Origin of the sequence: Achromobacter sp. RW408, from assembly GCF_003184165.1 — a bacterium.
GTDB classification, from domain to species: Bacteria; Pseudomonadota; Gammaproteobacteria; order Burkholderiales; family Burkholderiaceae_B; genus Achromobacter; species Achromobacter xylosoxidans.
On sequence record NZ_QHHO01000049.1, the window covers coordinates 1685870 to 1707944 of the forward strand.

A 22075-nucleotide genomic window follows, 5' to 3' on the forward strand; every position below is an offset into this window, starting at 1 on the left:
ACGTGCGGGCGGCGCGTCACAGATCCTCGCTGCGCCAGACCTTCAGCACGCGCCCGAAAATCTGCAGGTCCATGTCTTCGGTGATGTCCCAGGCATCGTATTTGGTGTTCTCGGATTTCGCGCGGATCAGCAGGCCGCGGGCGCTGGGAATGCGTTGCAGGCGCTTGATGAAGCCTTCGTTGCCGACGCGAAAGAAGAACACGCCATCCACGTCGGCCTTGACCACGCCCAGGTCCACCAGCAGGGGATCGCCGGGGTTGTACATGGGCCGCATGCTGTCGCCAAAACCGGTCACCACGCACAGGTTGGCGGCCGCGGTGTAGTGCCGCAGATTCTTGTGCAGCCATTCCTGGCTGACGCGCAGGCTCTGGATCACGCCAGGCTGGTCGCGCAGTTCCACCCCCGCGCCCATGGCGCCGCCCGTGTCGAAGCGCGGAATGCGCAGGTCGCCAGCCGCGCCGTCGTCCGCGCGCGACGCCCCGCCGGTATCGGCCAGCACGACGTCCGGCGGATATTGCGCGGATTCGTCCAGCAGTTGTTCCAGCGTCAGCCCCAGCCCCGCCGCCAGGCGCGAGGCGTACTTGGAGCGTTCGCTGTCGCGCCCTTCAAGGGCGGCGATGGTGCCCACGCCCACACCGGTGCGCGCTTCGAGTTGTTCGAGGGTGAGGCCGAGCGCGGCGCGATAGTGCCTGATTTGTTTTCCGAGAGCCATGATGGGACGCTAAACAGTTGTGGAAAATTGTGCAACAACAAGTGTTGAAATGACGATTATACATTTGTAGAATTCTACTCATGGATCACCTAAAACGTGTGTTGTTATCAGACGGAAGCGTGGGTAGCGTATCGCTACTTTATCGCTTCTCCCGGCAACCCATCCGGACGGTGGCATCGCCCGTCCAACGTCGCGGTGCCGCCACGGCACCCATCCGGCCCCTCGTGTTGACGACGGGCGCCACCATCGAACCCAACGCCAAGGAGCGGCAAATGAATCAGGCAGGAAACATGGCGCTGCGGGCGCCGCAAGACTGGATCGCCGCGGCATCGCAGGCGGGCGCGGCCATCGCGCGCTCGCTTTCCGCGCGGCCGGCAGCGGCGGCCGCCAGCCGCCAGGAGGGCGCGCGCGGCCAGCAACAGAAGGGGCAGAACATGACACGAGAGGAATCGGATCAGGTCGAAGCGCTGATCATGGAGTGGTATCACTGGAGCCGCGGCTATCGGCCGCACCTGGGCGTGGGCAGGGTGGCGGCGTTCGCGCGCGGCATGACGTCCGACGAAGCCTATGACGACGAGGATGTCGACGCGCGCCTGGCCGCCACGCGCGGCGAGCAGACCGAATTGTGTATTGACGAGCTGCCGTGGCAACAGCGCTCGGCGATCGGCGTGCATGCCGGCAACAAGGCGGCCGGCGCGCGCGTCTTCAGCAACCCGCGGTTGACGCCCGAGCAGCAGCACGCCGCCTACCAGGAGGCCAAGGCCGCATTGCTGCCCGCGCTGCGCCGCCGCGCGCTGGTGACGGCGCCGCAAGTGCGACACGCGGATCGCGCCAAACCTTGCGGCGCGCGCGGTGCTTCCGCATAATTGATTCGTCGGGGCAAGTTGCGCCCGAACCAGCCAGACCCGCTGAACGCCCAAAGGCGCCAGCGGGTTTTTTTATGAGAGCCGTCGGAACGGGCATCGCGCAACACGCATGCCGCGTGGTTCGCCATGCCGTTCCCGACAGACCGATCCAGCCCCGCGGCATTCGCCGCGGGGCTTTTTCGTGGCCGTCCCGGTTTGCCGGGCGTCCGCAATTGCCCGCCATTGGCGGGCTTTTTTTTGGAGTCTGCAATGGCAGGTACTACCGTTTCGCAATTCGTTCAAACCCAGGGCACGCAACTGGAAGTGTCGACCACGGCCACCGAGGACCTGGGCGCGGCTGGCCTGGCCTATGCCGATCTGGCCATCACCATCAAGGACCCGAACTTCCAGGGCGGCCAGACCACCGAGATCGACGTCACCGTGCTCAAGTCGACCGCCAAGGAATACGCCCTGGGCCTGGACGACAGCGGCACCTTCAGCATGGCCGGCAACTGGAAGGCCGGCGACCCGGCGCAGAAAGCACTGGTGGCCGCGCGCAGCGACAAGAAGACCCGCGCCTTCCGCGTGACCTTCGCCGACGGCGCCAAGTTCGAGTTCCTCGGCCTGGTGACGCAGTACCAGTGGCAAGGCCAGCTGGACAACGTCGTGTCCGCCACGTTCAACGTGCGCGTGACCGGCGCCGTCAAGATGCCCGACGCACCCGCCAACGGGGGCTGAGCGCCATGACGGACACGTCGATCAATTCCCCGGCTCGCGCGGCGGGCGTGCGCGGCCTGGCGGCCGATCCGCTGGCCGGCTTTGCCCATGAAACCGTCAGCGTGCCGCAATGGCAGGACGCGCGCGTCATCGTGCGCGCGCCCAGCGCCGGCGATCACCTGTTTCACATCCGCGCCATCTGGGCGGCCGCGGGCGTGGTGCCGGGCGAGGACAACGAGATCGTACGCGCCAAGCTGGACGCGCCGGGCGTGGACTACACCCGCGCCTCGGCCAGCCTGCTGGTGCGCACGCTGTTCGAGCAGACCGAGCATGGCCCGCGGCGCGTCTTCAGCGATGACGACGTCGACACGGTGGCGGCGGCCTACGGGCAGGCGCACGCCATGCTGGTTGCCAGGGCAATCGAGCTGGGCAACCTCGGGGAGGGGGCGCAGGAGCGCGCAAAAAAGCCCTCCAGGAAACGCCAGACCTCCGTTTCCTGATGGTGCTTGCCCTTCGGCTGGGACGCACGCTGGGCGAGTTGATGGACGGCATCGACACCCATGAATTGTCATTGTGGCGCGAACTGGACCGCACCTCTCCCTTGGGAGACGAGCGGACCGACCTGCTTGCCGCCAGCCTCGCCGCCACGGTGGCGCAGGCCGCCGGCGCCAAGGTGCGCGCCACGGACATGCTGGTGCGCTGGGGCGCGCACGACGAGGAACCTCCCGCCGAGGCGGGGGCGGATGCGCTGAAGGCGTTCCTGCTGTCGAAGGCCGGGAAGGGGTCTTGACGACGTGTCCGGCCCGCGCAAGCGGGCCGGAGGCGGATCTATGAGAGGTAAAGGACCATGACAACCATACAGACCGTGGCGCAGATCGCCGCGGAAACTGCGGCGTTGAAGCAGCAGACCACCGAACTCAACCGGAACTGCACGGCGCTGAAGGCGCGCGGCAGCGAACTCGCGAAGACTGCGACGGCCGGCGCCAAGGACACCCTCGTCACTAAATTGGGGGCGGCCGAAAAGGCCAAGGCGACGCAGGCGCTGGATCGCAATGCCCGCGCTATCCGGTCGGAAGCCGTCGAGCAGACGCTGGCGGACATGCGCAAGACCGGCGCGCTGCTGGGCGTGGACTCGGAAGTTGGACGAATGCGCGTGGAAACCGAGATCGGCAGATTCTCGGGCGAGAGCGATGACGACAAGGTCAGCCTGTTGGCTGGCGCGTCGCGGTTGGACAAGTTGCGCGCGCAGATGAAGATGAGCGCGTATATCCAGAGCCTGGCGAATCCCGACGCGGCCGCCAACGAAGAAAAGCGTCAAAAGCAGGAGGCGCTCGATCAGGCATTGAACGACGGCACGCTGAGCCAGGACAAGTACGACACGGCAAGACGCGGTCTCGGTCTGGTGAAGCGGGACGGCGATTTCATGCTGGACGTGAACGACAAGCTGCTCGAATCGGCGCGCAACGGCGCGAGCAAGATCCAGGACATCCTGGGCACGAAGATGTACGACTTTGTCGCGGACAAGTTCGACAAGTTGGGCCTCTCGTTCCTGAACAACGTGGCAAAGATGGTGACCTCGGCGGCGTCCGCCAAATTGATGGAAACCCTGTTGGGCGATAGCTTCATGGAGGGCAAGGGCGGCGTGGGGGGATGGATCGGGAAAGCTGGATCGTTCCTCTCGGACCTCTTCAGCGGCGGCGGAGCGGCTGCCGGGGGGATTTCCGTTGGCAGCAGCTTCGTCTCCGGCGGAACGGCGCTGTCATTCTTCCCCAGCGCCAAGGGCAACGCCTTCACCAACGGCATGGTCACGAGTCCCGTCGCCTTCCCCATGGGCGTCATGGGCGAGGCCGGGCCCGAGGCCATCATGCCGCTGCATCGCGGCGCCGACGGTTCGCTCGGCATTCGCGCGGCCTTCCCGAGCGTTGGCGGCGATACCAACTCCGTCGCGGGCGGCGTTGCCGTCAACGTCTACGTGCAGGACGGCAACGTCAGTGCCTCCAGCGAATCCGGGGAGGGCGGCTGGCAGCAGTTCGGCCAGCAGATCGGCGAATACGTCACGCAACTGGTCGATCGCCGCATGTCGCAATCGTATCGCCAGGGCGGCCTGGCATGGCAAGCCAACAACAACCGTTTAGCGGGGGCATGAGCATGGCAATCGAAGTCTTCAACTGGTCGCCTCGGCCCAATCCCGTCGGCACGCTCAAGGACCGGACCCTGCGCGTGCAGTTCGGCGACGGCTACGAGCAGGAAGCGGCCGATGGCATTCATGCGGCGACGCAATCCTGGCCGCTGGAGTTCGTCGGCAGGGAGGCGTATGTCCGGCCCATTCTCGAATTCGTAAAGCGCCATGCGGGCTACCGCGCTTTCTTCTGGACACCGCCGATGGGGGAGCAGGGGTACTACAAGGCGCGCGAAGTGCGCTTGCGCGCCATGGAGGGCGACATGTTCGCCTTGTCGTTCACGATGGATCAGGTGTTCAAACCATGACGGCAATAAAGCAGATCAACATTGGCGCGGCGCCCAACGACCAAACCGGCGATCAACTGCGATCCGCATTCGATAAGGTCAACGCGAATATCGCTGAACTGGACCGGCGTACGGTCGCCAATGCAACGGCGGCCGCGATCGCCGAATTGAAAGCCGCGGACGCTGGCAAGGCCGCTGATGTCGCCGATGGCAAGGCTGTGGCGGCCCAGCGAACCGGGGATACGGCCGATGCGGCTGCCAGGCAAGCGCGACAGGCCGCCGATGAAGCGGACGCCAAGGCCCTGCATGCCCAGGCCAGCGCAGATTCCGCGGGCGCCGCGGCATCGCAAGCGCAGCGGTCCGCGCAGGCCGCCGCCGATGCGGCGGATCGGGCGCAGGGTACGGCGGACGCCGCGCTTCCTCGCAGCGACAAAGGCAAACCGGAAGGGGTGGCGCCCCTCGGCGCCGATGGTGCCGTGCCGGATGAGTATCGTCCCAAGCGCAAGTGTGTGGTCGTCCAAGGCAACGTCGATTTGAACGAGTACAAGCGGCCAGTGGAGGTTTTCCTGTCCTCGTCCGCGGGCGTGTCGAATCTTCCTGCCGGATTGAATGCCCCCGCCTTCCTGCTGGTCGAAGCGGCGGGCGACGCGGCGGTCCAGACGCTCAGTTCGCGCGAAGCTTCACCCCGGTTGTATTTTCGTACCCTTCTGTCGCAGAACGCCTGGACTCCTTGGCGCGAGGCGGGAACGGTGCAGGACATCACGGGAACCGGTGTGGATTTCAATTCGATGAAGTCCTCTGGCGCTTTCCTGTGGCGCACTGCCTACACGCTCGAGAATGGCGCCAACTATCCCAAGTTGCAGGCCCTGCGCCAATGTGGCGAGGTGAGTGTCCTCGATCTGTCCGGCGTGGTGATGCAACGTCTGCGCTACGGCGCCCTGAAAGCAGACGCGAGCGGACCGGAATTCTCGAGGCAGTTCGTCCCCGCGGGCGACGGAACCGCTACGGGGGGATGGACGCGATGGCGATACGTCGGAGCCATTTCGGATGCCGCCGATCTCGCGAGCGAGGATTGTGGCGACGTCTGGTTTGAAGGCTCCGGATGGCGTCGCTGGTCGCAGGCGCAAGGCGGCTATGTACGGTTCTCTCCGCCTGTCGCTCATATATGGCAGGACCGCAGCACGCAGGACTATGCCAATGGGCCGTTGATCCGTTCGTTGATAGACGAGAACTGCTATTTCACCGTGGCCGGCAACAATGGCAAGGGCGCGATCTTCCGGGCCACGCCGTACGCCGATCCCAATTCCCCCACCATGATCATGGCCTGCGGCACCGGGGTGGCCACGTTGGGGACGACGAAAAACGGGTGGGGAGGTCCCATGCCCGTCAGATTCATTACCGATGATATCGAACGTGGCCGCATCATCGGGTCGCGCTGGGTTTTCGGCCCGGATCTGCTGACGCCGCCGCCGTATACCCACATCGCGACGATCAATTACCTGGGCGCCAATTATGAGTACGGCTTGATATTCAAGCCCCGCAACGCGGGCACCACTGTGGCGGTGGGCTTCATGAACAGCGCCAATAGCCTTGTGGGGTCGATTCAGGTAACCGATTCGATCACGCAATACAACACGGCGTCCGACTATCGACTCAAACATGATGTCGCCGCAACGCCGATCGCCGAAAGCTACAACCGCGTCATGGGCGTGCGGGTCGTCGATTACAGCATGGCCGACGCCGGCATCCGGTACCGCGGCGCGATCGCCCACGAATTGCAGGCGCTCATTCCTCATGCGGTGACCGGCACCAAGGACGAAATGATCAAGATGCCGGGCATGGAGGAGTCCGTTCCCGCCTACCAGCAGGTGGATTACTCCAAGATCGTCCCGGACCTGATTGCCGCGCTTCAGCATGCCGACATGCGGATCAATGCGCTCGAAGAACGTGTGAAAGCGCTCACTAAAATGGAGGCATAGGAATGCCGATAACCGCAGATATACAGAAACTGGAGCCCGGCGCGCTGGTCGAGTTGTTCGAGCTGGATGCCAGCGAGATCGGCGGCGCCGTACAGCGCTTCCATGGCTACATGCAGGTCGGGGCCATCCACTGGCAGGGCAAGCAATACGATCCGTGGTCGATCCAGGCCGAGGGCTTCGAACAGGTGGGCGAGGGCCAGCAGCCTTCGCCCACGTTGCGGGTGGGCAACATCGGCCAGGACGAAAAAGGCGACCCTCTGCCCGGCGTCATCTCCGCCCTCTGCATCCACCTGGATGACCTGGTGGGCGCGCGCGTGGTCGTGCGCCGCACGCTGGGCAAATACCTGGACGCGGTGAACTTTGCCGAAGGCAACCCCACTGCCGATCCCCAGGAAGAACTGTCGCCCGAAGTCTGGATCGTGCAGCAGAAGACCGTGGAGACCGCGCAGGTGGTGGAGTTCTCGCTCTCCAGCGCCCTGGACTTCAACGGCCAGAAGCTGCCCGACCGCCCGATCATCGCCGGCGTGTGTTCGTGGCTGCGCAAGGGCGGCTATCGCGGCCCCTATTGCGGCTATACCGGCAGCCGCATGTTCGACCTGGACGGCAAGCCGGTCACCGATCCCACGCTGGACCGCTGCTCGGGGTTGATGTCCGACTGCAAGAAGCGCTTCGGCGAGTACGAAGTCATCAACTTCGGCGGCTTCCCGTCCGCCGACCTGGTAAGGGGATAGGCATGCTCAAGCGCACGATGCAAGCCATCCGCGACCATGGCGTGGCGACGTATCCGCAGGAATGCTGCGGCCTGGTGCTCAAGGCCGGCCGCCGTGAATGGTATGTGCCCTGCCGCAATACGGCCGCCAGCGAAGAGCACTTCGTCATGTCGGCGCAGGACTACGCGGCGGCCGAGGAAAGCGGCCGGATCGTGGCGGTGGTGCATTCGCATCCGGACGCGCCCGCCGTGCCCAGCGAGGCCGACCGGGTGGCCTGCGAGGCGTCCGGCCTGCCCTGGTACATCGTGGCGGTGGAGAAGGAGCTGGATGGAAAGGTCAAGGCGGGAGAGATCCGCGGCTTCACGCCCGAAGGCTTCCAGGCGCCGCTGCTGGGCCGCCAGTTCGCGCATGGCGTGCTCGATTGCTATTCGCTGGTGCGCGACTGGTATGCGCGCGAACGCAGGATCCGGCTGCCGGATTTCGCCCGCGAAGACGGCTGGTGGCAGCCTGGCCATGCGGGCGATCTGTACATGGATCACTACGCCGAGGCGGGATTCCGGCCCCTGGCGCCGCACGAAACCATGGCACCCGGCGACGTTGTGGTGATGCAGGTGCGGTCGGACCGCGCCAATCACGCCGGCGTCTTCATCGGCCCGGAGCCGCTGCGCGAGGCGCCGGACCTGTTCCCGCTGCCCGACGCAATGTTGCATCACCTGTATGGACGTGACTCCGAACGGGTCGTGTACGGCGGTTTCTGGCGCGAAGCCACCCGCCTGGTGCTGCGTTATGGAGAAAGGACATGAACGACAAGGTACGCCTGGTCCGCCTGTATGGCTGGCTGGGCAAGCGTTTTGGCCGCGAACATCGCCTGGCTGTGGCCAGCCCGGCCGAGGCGGTGCGGGCGTTGTGTGCCCTGTTGCCGGGCTTCGAGCCGGCCTTGCTGGCCAGTGAACGACGCGGGGTGCGCTTCGCCTGCTTCGCCGGTCGCCGCAATCTGTCGCAAGACGAGTTGCGGCACCCGGTGGGCGCGGATGTCATCCGCATCGCGCCGATGTTGGCGGGCGCCAAGAACGGCGGGCTGTTCCAGACCATGCTGGGCGCGGTGCTGATCGCCGCCGCGGCGATCTACAGCGGTGGCGTGGCGGCAGCGTTCCAGGCAGGGGGGATGGTGCAGGCCACGGCCACCATGGGATTGTCCATGATGCTGAGCGGCGTGGCCCAGATGCTGTCGCCCCAGCAGCGGCTGCTCAGCGCCAAGGACCGGCCCGACAACGGCGCGTCCTATAACTTCAACGGACCCGTGAACACCACTGCGCAGGGAAACCCCGTGCCTTTGCTGTATGGGGAAATGTTCGTCGGCAGCGCCACGATCTCCGCAGGCATCTATTCGGAAGACCACGTATGAAACAACGACATCGCAACAGGAACAAGGCGCCCGCGGGCGCCTTTGCTTTGGGGGGCGGGCGCCACGCCGGGAATCCGGCGCTGGTTGGCCACAAGGGCAAGGGCGGCGGCGGGGGACGCACGCCCGTGGAATCTCCCGACAGCCTGCACAGCACCGCCTATGCGCGCGTCATCGACCTGCTGGGCGAAGGCGAGATCTACGGCCCGGTGCACGGCATGGACAACGCGCTGCGCGACGTCTACCTGAACGGCACGCCCGTGGCCAACGAGGACGGCTCGTTGAACTTCAGCGGCGCGTCGATCGACTTTCGCACCGGCACGCAGTGGCAGGATCCGCTGCCCGGTTTTCCCGCCTCGGAAAGCACCATCGGCATCAATGCCGAGCTCAAGTCGAGCCAGCCGTGGACGCGCCTGTTCACCAATCTGCAGGCGTCGGCGGTGCGCGTGACGCTGGCCGTGGAAGGACTGAGCCGCGCCGACACCAAGAATGGCGACATCAACGGCTACCGCGTCGAGTACGTGATCGAGCTGAACACCGATGGCGCCGGCTACCAGGTGGTGCTGTCGACCGCCTTCGACGGCAAGACCACGCAGCGCTACACCCGCTCGCATCGCATCGACCTGCCGCGCGCGCGCCAGGGCTGGACCCTGCGCGTGCGCCGGATCACGCCCAATGCCAACAGCAATACCATCTCCGACCGCACCGTGGTGGATACGGTCACCGAGATCATCGATGCCAAGCTGCGCTATCCGATGTCCGCGCTGGTGGGCATCAAGATCGACGCGTCGCAGTTCCAGAGCATTCCCACCCGGGCTTACCACGTGCGCGGCCGCATCATCCGCGTGCCGTCCAACTATCACCCGGATCTGCGCAGCTACGACGGCGTATGGGACGGCACCTTCAAGCTGGCCTGGACCAACAACCCCGCCTGGATCTTCTACGACCTGGTCAGCAACGACCGCTATGGCCTGGGAACCCGCGTGCCGGCGGGCTGGCTGGACAAGTGGGGCCTGTACCAGATCGGCCGCTATTGCGACGAGATGGTCGACGATGGTTTCGGCGGCAAGGAACCGCGCTTCACCTGCAACGTCTACCTGCAGCAGGCGGCCGATGCCTATCGCGTGGTGCAGGACTTCGCTTCCATCTTCCGCGGCATGGCCTATTGGGCCAATGCCGCCGTGTTCGCGTCCGCCGACATGCCGGGCGATCCGGTCTACACCTTCTCGTCGGCCAACGTGGTCGATGGCAGGTTCAGCTACGCCGGCTCGGCGTTGACCACGCGCTACACCGTGGCATTGGTCTCCTGGAGCGATATGTCCGAGATGGGCCGCCAGAAGGTCGAGTACGTCGAAAACCGTGAAGGCATCGCGCGCTACGGCATCCAGCAGGTCGAGGTGACCGGCTTTGGCTGCACCTCGCGGGGCCAGGCGCACCGGATCGGCAAGTGGATGCTGCTGACGTCCAACCTGGAAACGCGTTCGGTCACGTTCTCGGTGGGCCTGGACGCCTGCCGCGTGCGTCCCGGCAGTGTCATCCGCGTGGCGGATCAGCATCTGGCGGGACGGCGCATCGGCGGCCGCATCCGCGAAGGCACCGTCAGCAAGGTCACGGTGGACGCGGAGCTGGGGGTGCGCCCGGGCGACCGCCTGACCGTCAACCTGCCCAATGGCCTGTCGGAAACGCGCGTGGTGGCGGCCGCGGTGGGCACCGGCCTGACGGTGGACAACGTCGCCTTCACGGTGGATTCCACCGAGCTGACGGCCGACCTGGTCGGCCTGCCCGGCACCGTGCTCCACATCACGGTGACCACGCCGTTCTCGCAGGCCCCGGAGGCCGAATGCGTCTGGACCCTCGAATCCGAAGCCCTGTCGGCGCAGACCTTCCGCGTGCTGAGCGTCAAGCGCAAGGAAGGGCTGGTGGCCGAGATCTCGGCGGTCCAGCACGAACCCGGCAAGTTCGACAACGTGGACTTCGGCACCCGGCTGGATCCCAAGCCGATCACGGTGGTGCCGCCCTCGGTGCAACCGGCGCCGGGCAACATCCGCCTGGCGTCGCGCTCGGTGATCGACCAGGGCATCGCGCGCCACGTGGGCGTCATCAGCTGGGACGCCGCGCCCTCGGCCGTGGCCTACCAGGTGCAATGGCGGCGCGACAATTCCGACTGGGTCGAGGCGGGCCGCACGGGCGCATTGACGCTGGAGCTACCGGATATCCGGGCCGGCGCCTACGTGGCGCGGGTGCGGGCCATCAACGTGTCGGACATCTCGTCGGTGTGGGTCAATTCGACCGAAACGACGCTGGAGGGCGATATCGCGCCGCCGCCCGCGCTGGCCCTGCTGGCCGCCAAATCCCTGGTGTTCGGCATCGAGCTGCGCTGGGCCTTCCCGGAAGGCCGCTTCACCGCGCAGCGCACCGAGATCTGGTACAGCGCCTCCAACGACCGCGCCAGCGCCATCAAGCTGGGCGACTTCGCCTTCCCGCAAAGCGCGCATACGCTGATGGGCCTGTCGGCCGGCAAGCGCTTTTACTTCTGGGGCCGCATCGTCGCGCTGAACGGCGAGATCGGCGCCTGGTATCCGGCCGACCAGGGCGTGATGGGCGAATCCAGCTGGGAAGCGAGCGAGATCCTGGAGTACCTGAACGGCAAGATCAGCCGCGACGAACTGGCCAAGGATCTCGTCGGCACCATCGACGGCCTGACGACCGGCCTGGACGAAACGCGCGCGGCCATCACCGCCGAGGAGACCAAGCGGGCCGACGCGGACGGGGCGTTGTCCTCGCGCGTCGACACCGTGCTGGCGACCGCCAACGGCGCCGCCGCGGGTGTCGAGCAAGCGCGTACGGCGCTGGTCGGGCTGGACGGCAAGCTCAAGGCCACCTGGAGCGTAAAAGCCCAGGTCACGCAGGACAACAAGGTCTACGCCGCCGGCATGTCGCTGGGCGCCTACACCCAGCCCGACGGCCAGGTGCAGACCTCGGTGTACTTCCTGGCGGACCGGCTGGCCCTGCTGAACCTGGCCAACGGCGCGACCACCACGCCGTTCGTCATCGAGAACGGGCAGACCTTCATCAATGACGCGGTGATCGGCACCGGGCGCATCACCAACGCGATGATCCGCAGCCTGGATGCGGGCAAGATCGACGCGGGGTATATCAACGTGGATCGCCTGGAGGCGAATGCGTTGACGGCCAAGCTGGCGAATCTGGGTACGGCGTACATCTCGCGGGCGCATATCCGTGATGCGCAGGTCGATACGCTGTCGATCGCGGGCAACGCGGTGACGATTCCCACGTCGTGGTCAGGGAAGCGCGAAGGAACGGTGGTCATCAACAGCAACGTCGCCGGACCAGTGGTCGTGATTGCCTACCGTTCGGGTTATCCGGGCAAGGCAACCAATCTGCGGATTTACGTGAACGGCGTGCTGAAGGAAGAAGCCGCCGGATCCCATACCGTCTGGCAGAGCGGCAGCGGGGAGGGCACCATGCCGCTGGAATACACCAGCCTGCCCCTCACGGCGGTAACCGTGGGCGACGCCGTCGTCGGCAACACGGTCATTACGGTCAACTCGACCAGTTCGGACAGTCGCGACGCGACGATTCGAATCGTCGCACTGATGGTGAAGAGGTAGAAACATGTACATCGCATCCTTTTACGATCCCGAAGGACGCATCATCGGCGTCATGCAGGGGCCGCGCGAGAGCGTCCAGGCCACCTCGGAAGTCACGGGCCATCCCTTCGTCGAGGGCGAAGGCAACTTCGCCACGCAGTATGTGCAGGAGAGGGCCATTGTCCCGCGACCCGAATCACCGGCCGTCCTGATCGAGCGCACCCTTTCGGCGCTCCCGATCCCTTGCACCATCAAGATCGGAGATATCGCGTACCCCTGCAACGACACCACCGCCGAGCTCGCATTCGATCAGCCGGGGACTTATCACGTCACCGTCGAAGCCTGGCCCTATCTGAACAAGGAGTTCACCGTTGAAAATCCGCCACTATGAACCCTACGCGCCGCTGCGCGCGCGCGCCTATCCCGCCATCGGCGACCAGCTCGACGCGATCATGAAGTTCGCCGCGCACCTGCAATCCTCGGGGCAGGCCTTGCCCGAGCCGGTGGCGCAATGGGTGGCGCAATGCCAGGGCGTCAAACAACGCTACCCCAAACCCGCCAGCGTCGATGCCGGGGGCGGCGCGGACCTCGCGAGGAATCCGACATGACCCAATCCCTGACAACCATCCGCCTCTACGGCAGGCTGGGCGCGGAATTCGGCCGGCTGCATCGGCTGGCCGTCTCCAGCACCGCGGAAGCGGTGCGCGCCCTGTGCGCGCTGCTGCCCGGCTTTGAAACCCGCCTGCTCGACAGCGAATCCCGGGGCGTGCGCTATGCCTGCTTCATCGGCCGCCGCAACCTGGCCGAAGCGGAGCTCGGCCGTCCCGCCGGCAACGAGGACATCCGCATCGCGCCCATGCCCACCGGCGCCAAGCGGGGCGGCCTGATGCAGGTGGTGGTGGGCGTGGCGATGATCGTGGCGTCCTTCATCCCCGGCGTCAACGTGGCGCTTTGGGCGGGCGCCAGCACGTCGCTGATGACCATGGGGGTGGCCATGACCCTGGGCGGCGTGGTCCAGTTGCTGACGCCGCAGCAGCGCGCCCTGAGCGTCAAGGACGGCCCGAACAATGGCGCGTCCTACAACTTCAATGGTCCGGTCAACACCACCGCGCAGGGCAATCCGGTGCCGGTGCTGTACGGCGAGCTGTTCGTCGGCAGCGCCACCATCTCGGCGGGGATCTACTCGGAGGACCAGGTGTGAAAAGCGGCGGGCGGGCGTCCCCATGTCGGACGCGGTTCCCATCCGCTCTGCCTGCTTTTGGCGCCGACTCGACCTAGAATCAGGAACCGGCGCGAGCAGGGCCGCGCCGGCCATATCCAATCGGGGGAGCCGCGACGCCGCATGAAGCGCAACTTCAATATCCACGACCTGCGCATTTTCTACACGGTGGTCATGACCGGATCCACCCGCCAGGCCGCGCAGGCCATGCACCTGACGCAGCCGGCCGTCAGCCACGCGATCTCGCGCCTGGAACAGGCCACCGGCGTGCAGTTGTTCGACCGGTCCCACAAGACTCTGCGCCCGACCGAAGCCGGGCAGTATCTCTACAGCGAGGCCAAGCACGTCCTGGACGAACTGGTCCGCATCGACGAGGCATTGCACAGTATCGAGCAATTCGGTGGCCGCAACCTGCGGATCGCGGCATCGCCGGCGCTGGCGCTGGCGTACGCGCCCGATGCGGTGCGGCGCTACCTCGATGCCAACGGCACCCGGCCGTTCTCGATCGACCTGGAATCCTCGGTGCAGGTCATCAGCGCCGTGGAGACCATGCGCGCCGATTTCGGCCTTGGCGCCGTGTCGCGCGATAGCGCCCGCCTTGCCTTCCTGCCATTCCTGCGCACGGAAGTCATGGCCATCGTCCATCGCGACCATCCCCTGGCGCGCCAGGAGGCGGTCGCGGTCGGCGACATCCGGCCCGACAGCTACGTGCAGCCGCTGTGGTCCGACTACGTCATGCCGCAAGGCGATATCGCCGAGTCGCTGCAACTGCGTTCGGGCATGCAGGCCCACATGTCGCTGCTGCCGGGCACCGTCAGGGCGGTGCGCGGCATCAGCATGGTCAACGCCTTGTCGGCCGCCGACATCGTGCAGGCCTATCCCGAACTGGTGGCGCTGCCGCTGGCGTCGCGCCAGTGGTTCGATTTCGTGCTGATCACGCGCAAGGAATCCGCCAGCCAGGATCTGGCGGAGCGCCTGCTGGACGCGTTGCGCGCCGCGGCCGAGGATCGTCGGCACGGCGTCTATGCGCGGACCATCCAGCTGCTCGCATGAGTCGCCGGCGGTCGCGTGTCAATCCGCCGGCGGCTGCCAGGGCAGCGACTGCAGGTCGCCATCGATGCTGATGGCCTGGCCGCTGACCATCGCGCCGAACGGGCTGGCCAGGAACAGCGCCATGTTGGCGATGTCGGCCGCCCGCACGAACTGCCCCAGGCTGACACCGGCCAGTTCCAGCCGGGTTTCCTCGGCCACCGTCACGCCCATGTTGCGGGCGCGCGCCTCGATCACCCGGTCGATCCGCGGCCCCGCCACCAGTCCGGGCAGCAGCGCGTTTACCCGGATGCCGTAGCCACCCAGTTCCACTGCCAGCGATCGCGTCAATCCCACCACGCCCCATTTCGTGGCCGCGTAGGGCGTGCGCATCGGCACGCCCATGCGGCCGGCCACCGAGCTGATATTGATGATGCTGCCGCCGCCGGCCTGGCGCAAGGCCGGCAGCGCGTGGCGCACGGTATGGAATTGCGATGCCAGGTTGATGTCCAGCGTCGCGTCCAGCTCCTGCGGCGCAATGTCGGCGATACCGGCGGTCGGCCCGGCGATGCCGGCGTTGTTCACCAGCACGTCCAGCCCGCCCAGCCGCGCCAAGGCTTCCTGCATGTAGCGGTCGATCTGGTCGCGCTGGCTGACGTCGGCGCGCGACCAGGGATGCGGGCAGGCCGCCAGCGCGCGCTCGTCCACATCGCAGATATGGACCTGGGCGCCACGCGCGGCGAAGGCGCCGGCGATGGCCGCGCCGATGCCGGCCGCGCCCGCCGTCACGATCACGCGCTGGCCGGTCAGGTCGACGGGCAAGGCGGCGATATCGCCGGGAATGGGGTTCTTCGTGGTCATGCGGATTCCTTGCGGGAGTGGGGCGCGGGATCAGGGCTTCATCAATCGGCAGGTCGATTCCGCCGGCGAGGTGTAGATCTGGTCGCCCGGCGCGCGCGCCACCAGCTTGTAGTAGTCCCAAGGCCCCTTCGATTCCGCCGGGGTTTTCACCTGCATCAGGAACATGTCGTGCACCATCAGGCCGTCCGCGCGGATCCTGCCATCCTTGACGAAGAAGTCGTTCACCGGATTGGCCTTGAGCCACTTCATCACCGTGTCGCCGTCGGTGCTGCCGGTGGCGGCCACCGCCTTCAGGTAGGTCGTGGCGGCCGAGTAGTCGCCCGCCTGCAGCATCGACGGCTTCTTCTTCATCTTCTCCTCGAAGCGCGCGGCCCATTGCCGCGAGGCGTCGTCCTGGTCCCAGTACCAGGCGGTGGTCAGGTACATGCCCTGCGCCGCCGGCAGGCCAAGCGCATGGATGTCGGTGATCAGCACCAGCAGGCCGGCGATCTTCATCTTCGGCGTCAACCCGAATTCGGCCGCGGCCTTGACCGCGTTGCTCGTGTCGCTGGCCGAATTGGCCAGGCCGAGCACCGACGCGCCAGAGGCCTGCGCCTGCAGGATGAACGAGGAGAAATCCGCGGTGTTCAGCGGGTGGCGCACGCGCCCCTTGACCTGGCCGCCGTCGGCCTGCACCACCGCCGAGGCGTCGCGCTCCAGCGCCTGGCCGAAAGCGTGGTCCACCGTCAGGAAGAACCAGTCCTTGTTGCCTTCCTTGAGCATGGCGCGGGCCGTGCCCCGGGCCAGGGACACCGTGTCGTAGGCATAGTGCACGGTGTACGGGGTGCATTGGGAATTGGTCAGCTCCGAGGCGCCGGCGCTGACCACGAAGAACGGCGTCTTCTTTTCCTCGGCCACCTTGGCCATGGCCAGCGCCGTCGCCGAATTCGCGCCGGCGATCAGCATGTTCACGCCTTTCTGGTCGAGCCATTCGCGGGCCCGCGACGAAGCGATGTCGGCGCGGTTCTGGTGGTCGGCCACCAGAACCTCGATCTTCTTGCCCGCCACCACGCCGCCCAGGTCCGCCACCGCCATCTTGATGGCCTCGGCGCCGCCCGGGCCGTCGGCGTCGGCCGACAGACCCGACATATCGGTGATGAAGCCGATGCGGATCACGCCATCATCGGCCTGCGCCGCGCCCGTCCATCCCAGCACGGCGGCCAGCGCGGCCGCGCACAGTGCTTTTTTCATGTGTGTCTCCTCGATCCCGCGGATCTTGTTGATATGGACGCCCCGCCGCCGCTCAGAAGGCGACGTCGTGCCCGCCCTTCAGTTGCAGGGTCGCGCGCGCCTCGTCGGGCGTGGCGACCTGCAGCGACAGGTCTTCCAGGATGCGGCGGATGCGCCGCACCTGGTCGGCGTTGGACCGCGCCAGTTCGCCCGGCCCGTCCCACAGCGAATCCTCCAGGCCCACGCGCACGTTGCCGCCCATCGTCGCCGCCATCGTTGCCAGCGGCGTCTGCTTGCGCCCGGCGGCCAGCACCGACCAGGTGTAGTCGGCGCCGAACAGCCGGTCGGCGGTGCGCTTCATCATCATCACGTCTTCGGGGTGCGTGCCAATGCCGCCACGAATGCCAAAGACCGACTGGATCAGGAAGGGCGGCTTGAGCAGCTTGCGATCCACGAAATGCGCGGCGGTGTAGAGATGGCCGATGTCATAGCATTCGATCTCGAAGCGCGTGCCGTTGTCGCCGCAGGATGCCAGGATGCGCTCGATATCCTTGAAGGTGTTCTTGAAGATCAGGTCGTTGCTGCCTTCGAGGTAGGGGCGTTCCCAGGCGTGCTCGAACGCCTTGAAGCGCTCCAGCAGCTCGTACATCCCGAAATTCATCGACCCCATGTTCAGCGAGGCTACCTCCGGCTTGAAGCGCAGCGCCGGCGCCATGCGGTCCGCCAGCGGCAGGATCGGCGATCCGCCCGTGGTGATGTTGATCACCACGTCCGACGCTTCCTTGATGCGCGGCAGGAACTGGGCATAAAGCGCAGGGTCCTGGGTAGGTTGCCCGGTGTCGGGCTGGCGCGCATGCAGATGCACGATGGCCGCGCCCGCCTGGGCGGCTTCGATCGCCGCCTGGGCGATCTGGTCCGGGGTGACGGGAAGGTGGGGCGACATCGACGGCGTGTGGACCGAGCCGGTGATGGCGCAGGTGATGATGACTTTGTTTCGGGACGGCTTCATGGGCCTGGCACCTCGCGGTTTTTTGGGGCCCCGGTTGTCTCCTCCGGGTGCAGGCCATTCTGTCGTACCCCCGCTGGGCTGTCACCTGAACAGAAATTATCAATTGATAGGAAATCCGGTGCTGCGGCGCAACGCACGGTCCGCTGCTGCTGCTTCCCGGCTCATGGCATGTCCGATTGGGACTACGTTCCAGAACAACTGGAACGACGTCATCAGCCTGGGCTGGGGATAAGCATTGCGGCCGGGGGACGGCGTGCAGCCCGACGCTCCCCGCGTCGGTCGCGGGCAATAAAAAAGCCGCCGCCGGACATGCCCGGCGGCGGCCTCGCAACTTGACGTGGCGGAATCAGTCCTTGCGGCTGGTGACTTCGACCAGGTGATAGCCGAATTGGGTCTTCACCGGACCCTGGACTTCACCAACCGGGGCGCTGAACACCACGGTGTCGAATTCCTTGACCATCTGGCCCGGGCCGAACGTGCCCAGGTTGCCGCCATCGCGGCTGGACGGGCAGCTGGAGTTTTCCTTGGCCAGTTGCGCGAAGTCGGCGCCGTTCTCGATGGCGGTCTTCAGTTCGTTGGCCTTGGCTTCGGTCGAAACCAGGATGTGACGGGCGGAGGCTTGTGCCATGTAGTGGCTCCTTGCTGGGGAATGATCGGGGAGGGGAGAGTAACGCATTTGGGCGGACTCGATACCGCTCCATCATAAACGGGGTTGGGAACGCGGCCGGTGCCTGGCGGGACCACGCTTACATCTTGGAATGGATGGCAGCAAGGCGCACAAGAAAACGGGCGCATCGCGCGCCCGTTGGTCCTGCCGGATGGCCGTCTTACCGCACCGGCCACCCATACATCAACCCGCCATTCCGATACGACGCATTCAACCCCCGCGACAGCTTCATCGGGCTGGTGGCCCCGAGGTTCTTCTCGAAGCTCTCGCCGTAATTGCCGATCTGCTTGATGACGTTGTAGGCCCACTTGTCATCCACGCCCAGGTTTTTGCCCATGCCCGGCGTCACGCCCAGCAGGCGCTGCACGTTGGGGTTGGTGCTCTTGAGCATCTCGTCCACGTTCTTCGAGGTGACGCCGTATTCCTCGGCCTCGAGCATCGCGAACATGGTCCAGCGCACCACGTTGAACCACTGCTCGTCGCCCTGGCGCACCATGGGGCCGAGCGGTTCCTTGGAGAAGTTCTCCGGCAGGATGTCGTACTTCTCGGGATTCTCCAGGTTGGTGCGGGCCGCGGCCAGTTGCGATTTGTCACCGGTGAACGCATCGCAGCGGCCCACCGCGAAGGCGCGGATGATCTCGTCCAGGCGCTCGACCACCACGGGCTTGAAGGCGATGTTCTGCGAGCGGAACCAGTCGGACAGGTTCAATTCCGTGGTCGTGCCGGGCTGCACGCAGACCGTGGCGCCGTCCAGTTCCTTGGCGCTTTTCACGTTGAGCGACTTGTTCACCATGATGCCCTGGCTGTCGTAGTAGTTCACGCCCACGCCGATCAGGCCCAGGGTAGTGTCGCGCGTCAGGGACAGCGTGGTGTTGCGCGGCAGGACGTCGACTTCGCCGGACTGCAGGGCGGTGAAGCGCTGCACCGCGCTGACCGCCATGATCTTGGCCTTGGACGCATCGCCGAACATGGTCACGGCCAGCGCGCGGCACAGGTCCACGTCCAGGCCCATCCAGCCGCCCTTGCTGTCGTTGACCGAGAAGCCGGCCACGCCCGTGGACACGCCGCACTGCACGAAGCCCTTGTTCTTGACGCTCTCGAACGTCACGCCCGCGCTGGCGCCCCACGACGAGAGAAGGAGCGCGGCGCCTGCCGCGACGGTAGTCAGTGCTTTCATGGTGTCTCCGCGCGGGCGCGCAACTTATTGATCCGTGTCCGCCGGCCGGCGGAAATTCGGCGAATGGTATCGGCCGGACCCGGGGCGGAGAATCGGGGAATTCCCCTTAAATCCACTGGGCGGAATTTACCGGGGCCAGATGGGTGGGCCGCAGGTCCTGTGACGCGTCTCACCGCGCGAAATCCACTGAAACCGTCTGCCCCCGGCGCGTAACCCTTTCGATAATTTCCTCCGCGCACACTCGCCTTACCGCGTCCGCATCGGCGGGCGCGACTGCGAGGGAAATGCATCATGAAGAATCTTGCCAAAGCCGCGATGGCCGCGGGCGCCGCGATGGCCCTGTCCCTGGGGGCGTTGAGCGTCCCGGGTGTGGCGCGGGCCGGCGTGGCCATCAGTATCGACGTGGCGCCGCCGCCGCCGCGCGTGGAAGTGCTGCCCCCGCCACGCGTGGGCTACGTGTGGGCGCCGGGGCATTGGGAATGGGTCGGCGGCCACCACGCCTGGATTGGTGGCGTGTGGATGCCGGCCCGGCCTGGCTATGTGTATCACGGGCCGGAGTGGCGCCAGCGGCATGGACAGTGGGTGTACTACGAGGGGCGCTGGGGGCGGCATTGAGAGTGCGCCTGGCGTGAGGGGCGGCGGTCAAGCGTCCAACTTCATGACCCCGAGCGCGGGGTATCGGAGCCATTGCCAAGGAGAGCGGTTTGGCGCGCGCGAACCTTTACCGCGTGCTCGCGCCGGGAGCCACCCGAGCTACCTGACGTTGCGCCGGGTGATGGACGCGCTGGGAGTATCGCCGACGGCCGTTTCCAAGGGCAAGGACGCGGCGCACGCATAGCGCCACTGACCCAAACAAAAAGCCGCGCTGCATGGCAGTCGCGGCTTTTTCAATCTGGTGCCCGGGGCCGGAATCGAACCGGCACGCCTTGCGGCGGGGGATTTTGAGTCCCCTGCGTCTACCAATTTCACCACCCGGGCAGGCTGGTCGCGGAGCCGTCCAGGTGACGGTCGCGGGTAAAGCGAAGACCGCGATTATATGCGGTCTGGGAAAAATTGTCAGGCAAGGGGCCGGCGCGGGGCGCGCCGGCCCGCGTGCTTACTTCTTTTCCGGCAGGAACCAGTTCATCACCAGCGCGCAGATGCCGCCGGTGGCCACACCCGATTCCAGCACGTTTTTCACGGCGTGCGGCAGGTGCGACAGGATCTCGGGCACTTGCGACACGCCCAGGCCCAGGGCCAGCGACACGGCGATGATCAGCAGGGCGCGGCGGTCCAGGTGGATGCCGGCCAGGATGTTGATGCCCGAGGCGGCCACGGCGCCGAACATGACCATGGCGGCGCCGCCCAGCACGGGTTCGGGCACGGCCTGCAGCACGCCGGCGACGGCGGGGAACAGGCCCAGCAGGACCAGCATGCCGGCGATCCACACGCCGACGTGGCGGCTGGCGATGCCGGTCAGCTGGATGACGCCGTTGTTCTGGGCGAAGACCGAGCTGGGGAAGGTGTTGAAGACACCGGCCAGCAGCGAGTTGGCGCCGTTGACCAGTACGCCGCCCTTGATGCGCTGCATCCACAGCGGGCCTTCGACCGGCTGCTTGGACACCTTGCTGGTGGCGGTGACGTCGCCGATGGCTTCGAGCAAGGTGACCAGGTAGATGATCAGCATCGGCACGAACAGCGACCACGAGAAGCCCAGGCCGAAGTGCAGCGGCATGGGCACCTGGAACAGGGCGGCTTCGCGCGCGCCGGTGAAGTCCAGGCGGCCCATGTAGGCGGCGGCGATGTAGCCGACGGCCAGCGCCAGCACCAGTGCGGTGCTGCGGATCCACACCACCGGCACCCGGTTCAGCAGGATGATGGTGCCCAGCACCAGGCCCGACAGCGTCAGGTTCTCGGCGCTGGCGAAGGTGCCTTTGGCCATGGCGCTGTAGCCGCCGCCCATGCTGATGAGGCCGACCTTGATCAGCGTCAGGCCGATCAGCAGCACGACGATGCCGGTGACCAGCGGGGTGATCAGGCGCTTGACGAAAGGCAGGATGCGGCTGATGCCCATCTCGACGAAGGAACCGGCGATGACGACCCCGAAGATCGCGGCCATGACGGTTTCGACCGGCGTGCCCTGCTTGACCATGACCGAGCCGCCGGCGATCAGCGGGCCGACGAAGTTGAAGCTGGTGCCTTGCACGATCAGCAGCCCCGCGCCCAGCGGGCCGAAGCGCTTGCACTGCACGTAGGTGGCGATGCCGGAGATGACCAGCGACATCGACACGATCAGGGTGGTGTCGCGGCTGCTGACGTCCAGGGCCTGGCAGATCAGCAGACCGGGGGTGACGATGGGGACCAGGATGGCCAGCAGGTGCTGCAGGGCGGCGACGAAGGCGACGGGGGCGGCGGGACGGTCGTCCGGGCCATAGACCAGGTCGTGGCGGGGTTCGGCGTCGTCGGACGCGCCGTGGGAGGCG

Annotated in this window: 24 protein-coding genes and 1 tRNA gene; 17 read left to right on the forward strand and 8 right to left on the reverse strand. The window is 66.3% G+C overall.

Annotation, left to right across the window (positions count from 1 at the left end):
• Positions 1 to 16: 16 nt before the first annotated feature.
• Positions 17 to 712 (reverse strand): S24 family peptidase, encoded by a 696-nt coding sequence (locus tag DK459_RS27170; RefSeq protein ID WP_053497387.1) that lies wholly within the window; start codon positions 710 to 712, stop codon positions 17 to 19.
• 80 nt (positions 713 to 792) lie between these two features.
• On the opposite strand from DK459_RS27170, the gene DK459_RS27175 reads away from it, so the two are divergent.
• The 15 genes from DK459_RS27175 (at position 793) to DK459_RS27245 (ending at position 14714) form a co-directional block, all read left to right on the forward strand.
• Positions 793 to 1578 carry a hypothetical protein gene (locus DK459_RS27175; protein ID WP_233256868.1) on the forward strand — a complete coding sequence of 262 codons (786 nt, stop codon included), beginning with the start codon at positions 793 to 795 and terminating at the stop codon, positions 1576 to 1578.
• Between the two features lie 249 nt (positions 1579 to 1827).
• Positions 1828 to 2295 (forward strand): phage tail tube protein, encoded by a 468-nt coding sequence (locus DK459_RS27180; protein ID WP_110135183.1) that lies wholly within the window; start codon positions 1828 to 1830, stop codon positions 2293 to 2295.
• Between the two features lie 5 nt (positions 2296 to 2300).
• Positions 2301 to 2774: a phage tail assembly chaperone gene (locus DK459_RS27185; protein ID WP_110135184.1), complete on the forward strand. Its 474-nt coding sequence runs from the start codon at positions 2301 to 2303 to the stop codon at positions 2772 to 2774.
• Positions 2774 to 3064, forward strand: a complete 291-nt coding sequence (locus tag DK459_RS27190; RefSeq protein WP_110135185.1) for a DUF4035 domain-containing protein — start codon at positions 2774 to 2776, stop codon at positions 3062 to 3064. Before DK459_RS27185 ends, DK459_RS27190 begins: the two co-directional genes overlap by 1 nt.
• A 57-nt stretch (positions 3065 to 3121) precedes the next feature.
• The gene (locus DK459_RS27195; protein ID WP_110135186.1) at positions 3122 to 4420 is read left to right on the forward strand and encodes a phage tail tape measure protein; all 1299 of its coding nucleotides are present in this window, start codon (positions 3122 to 3124) and stop codon (positions 4418 to 4420) included.
• Between the two features lie 2 nt (positions 4421 to 4422).
• Positions 4423 to 4761, forward strand: a complete 339-nt coding sequence (locus DK459_RS27200) for a phage tail protein (protein ID WP_024070534.1) — start codon at positions 4423 to 4425, stop codon at positions 4759 to 4761.
• The gene (locus DK459_RS27205) at positions 4758 to 6719 is read left to right on the forward strand and encodes a pyocin knob domain-containing S74 family peptidase (RefSeq protein WP_053074791.1); all 1962 of its coding nucleotides are present in this window, start codon (positions 4758 to 4760) and stop codon (positions 6717 to 6719) included. The genes DK459_RS27200 and DK459_RS27205 overlap by 4 nt, the downstream gene beginning before the upstream one ends.
• Positions 6720 to 6721: 2 nt before the next feature.
• On the forward strand, positions 6722 to 7450 hold the full coding sequence (locus DK459_RS27210; protein WP_047991976.1) for a phage minor tail protein L: 729 nt from the start codon (positions 6722 to 6724) through the stop codon (positions 7448 to 7450).
• 2 nt (positions 7451 to 7452) lie between these two features.
• The gene (locus DK459_RS27215; RefSeq protein WP_054442583.1) at positions 7453 to 8232 is read left to right on the forward strand and encodes a C40 family peptidase; all 780 of its coding nucleotides are present in this window, start codon (positions 7453 to 7455) and stop codon (positions 8230 to 8232) included.
• Positions 8229 to 8834: a tail assembly protein gene (locus DK459_RS27220; protein ID WP_006385697.1), complete on the forward strand. Its 606-nt coding sequence runs from the start codon at positions 8229 to 8231 to the stop codon at positions 8832 to 8834. The genes DK459_RS27215 and DK459_RS27220 overlap by 4 nt, the downstream gene beginning before the upstream one ends.
• Entirely contained in the window at positions 8831 to 12463 is a 3633-nt protein-coding gene (locus DK459_RS27225; RefSeq protein ID WP_207384532.1) for a host specificity protein J, read from the forward strand. Before DK459_RS27220 ends, DK459_RS27225 begins: the two co-directional genes overlap by 4 nt.
• Positions 12464 to 12467: 4 nt before the next feature.
• Positions 12468 to 12833 (forward strand): hypothetical protein, encoded by a 366-nt coding sequence (locus tag DK459_RS27230; RefSeq protein WP_053497393.1) that lies wholly within the window; start codon positions 12468 to 12470, stop codon positions 12831 to 12833.
• On the forward strand, positions 12814 to 13050 hold the full coding sequence (locus tag DK459_RS27235; protein WP_024070527.1) for a hypothetical protein: 237 nt from the start codon (positions 12814 to 12816) through the stop codon (positions 13048 to 13050). The genes DK459_RS27230 and DK459_RS27235 overlap by 20 nt, the downstream gene beginning before the upstream one ends.
• Complete coding sequence (locus DK459_RS27240) at positions 13047 to 13643, forward strand: tail assembly protein (protein WP_006385701.1); 597 nt, start codon at positions 13047 to 13049, stop codon at positions 13641 to 13643. Before DK459_RS27235 ends, DK459_RS27240 begins: the two co-directional genes overlap by 4 nt.
• 141 nt (positions 13644 to 13784) lie before the next feature.
• The gene (locus tag DK459_RS27245; protein WP_024070526.1) at positions 13785 to 14714 is read left to right on the forward strand and encodes a LysR family transcriptional regulator; all 930 of its coding nucleotides are present in this window, start codon (positions 13785 to 13787) and stop codon (positions 14712 to 14714) included.
• Positions 14715 to 14732: 18 nt separating this feature from the next.
• Here DK459_RS27245 and DK459_RS27250 read toward each other — a convergent pair whose 3' ends face one another.
• From DK459_RS27250 to DK459_RS27270, 5 genes are all read right to left on the reverse strand, one after another.
• Entirely contained in the window at positions 14733 to 15551 is an 819-nt protein-coding gene (locus DK459_RS27250; RefSeq protein WP_006385703.1) for an SDR family oxidoreductase, read from the reverse strand.
• A 30-nt stretch (positions 15552 to 15581) separates the two neighbouring features.
• Complete coding sequence (locus DK459_RS27255; RefSeq protein ID WP_110135187.1) at positions 15582 to 16781, reverse strand: ABC transporter substrate-binding protein; 1200 nt, start codon at positions 16779 to 16781, stop codon at positions 15582 to 15584.
• 52 nt (positions 16782 to 16833) lie between these two features.
• Positions 16834 to 17769 (reverse strand): 3-keto-5-aminohexanoate cleavage protein, encoded by a 936-nt coding sequence (locus tag DK459_RS27260; protein ID WP_024070524.1) that lies wholly within the window; start codon positions 17767 to 17769, stop codon positions 16834 to 16836.
• Between the two features lie 346 nt (positions 17770 to 18115).
• Entirely contained in the window at positions 18116 to 18397 is a 282-nt protein-coding gene (locus tag DK459_RS27265; RefSeq protein ID WP_006385706.1) for a peptidylprolyl isomerase, read from the reverse strand.
• A 199-nt stretch (positions 18398 to 18596) separates the two neighbouring features.
• A complete protein-coding gene (locus DK459_RS27270; RefSeq protein ID WP_006385707.1) occupies positions 18597 to 19613 on the reverse strand; it encodes an amino acid ABC transporter substrate-binding protein in 1017 nt (338 codons plus the stop codon).
• Positions 19614 to 19904: 291 nt separating this feature from the next.
• Here DK459_RS27270 and DK459_RS27275 point away from each other — a divergent pair, with 291 nt between their 5' ends.
• Together DK459_RS27275 and DK459_RS31220 are read left to right on the forward strand one after the other, a co-directional pair.
• Positions 19905 to 20228: a YXWGXW repeat-containing protein gene (locus DK459_RS27275; RefSeq protein ID WP_024070522.1), complete on the forward strand. Its 324-nt coding sequence runs from the start codon at positions 19905 to 19907 to the stop codon at positions 20226 to 20228.
• A gap of 62 nt (positions 20229 to 20290) precedes the next feature.
• Positions 20291 to 20374 (forward strand): hypothetical protein, encoded by an 84-nt coding sequence (locus DK459_RS31220; RefSeq protein WP_370445621.1) that lies wholly within the window; start codon positions 20291 to 20293, stop codon positions 20372 to 20374.
• A gap of 132 nt (positions 20375 to 20506) precedes the next feature.
• On the opposite strand, the gene DK459_RS27280 is transcribed toward DK459_RS31220, so the two are convergent.
• Together DK459_RS27280 and DK459_RS27285 are read right to left on the reverse strand one after the other, a co-directional pair.
• A tRNA-Leu gene (locus tag DK459_RS27280) sits at positions 20507 to 20591 on the reverse strand.
• 118 nt (positions 20592 to 20709) lie between these two features.
• On the reverse strand, positions 20710 to 22075 hold a 1366-nt coding region (locus DK459_RS27285), incomplete at its 5' end, for a nucleobase:cation symporter-2 family protein (protein ID WP_110135285.1).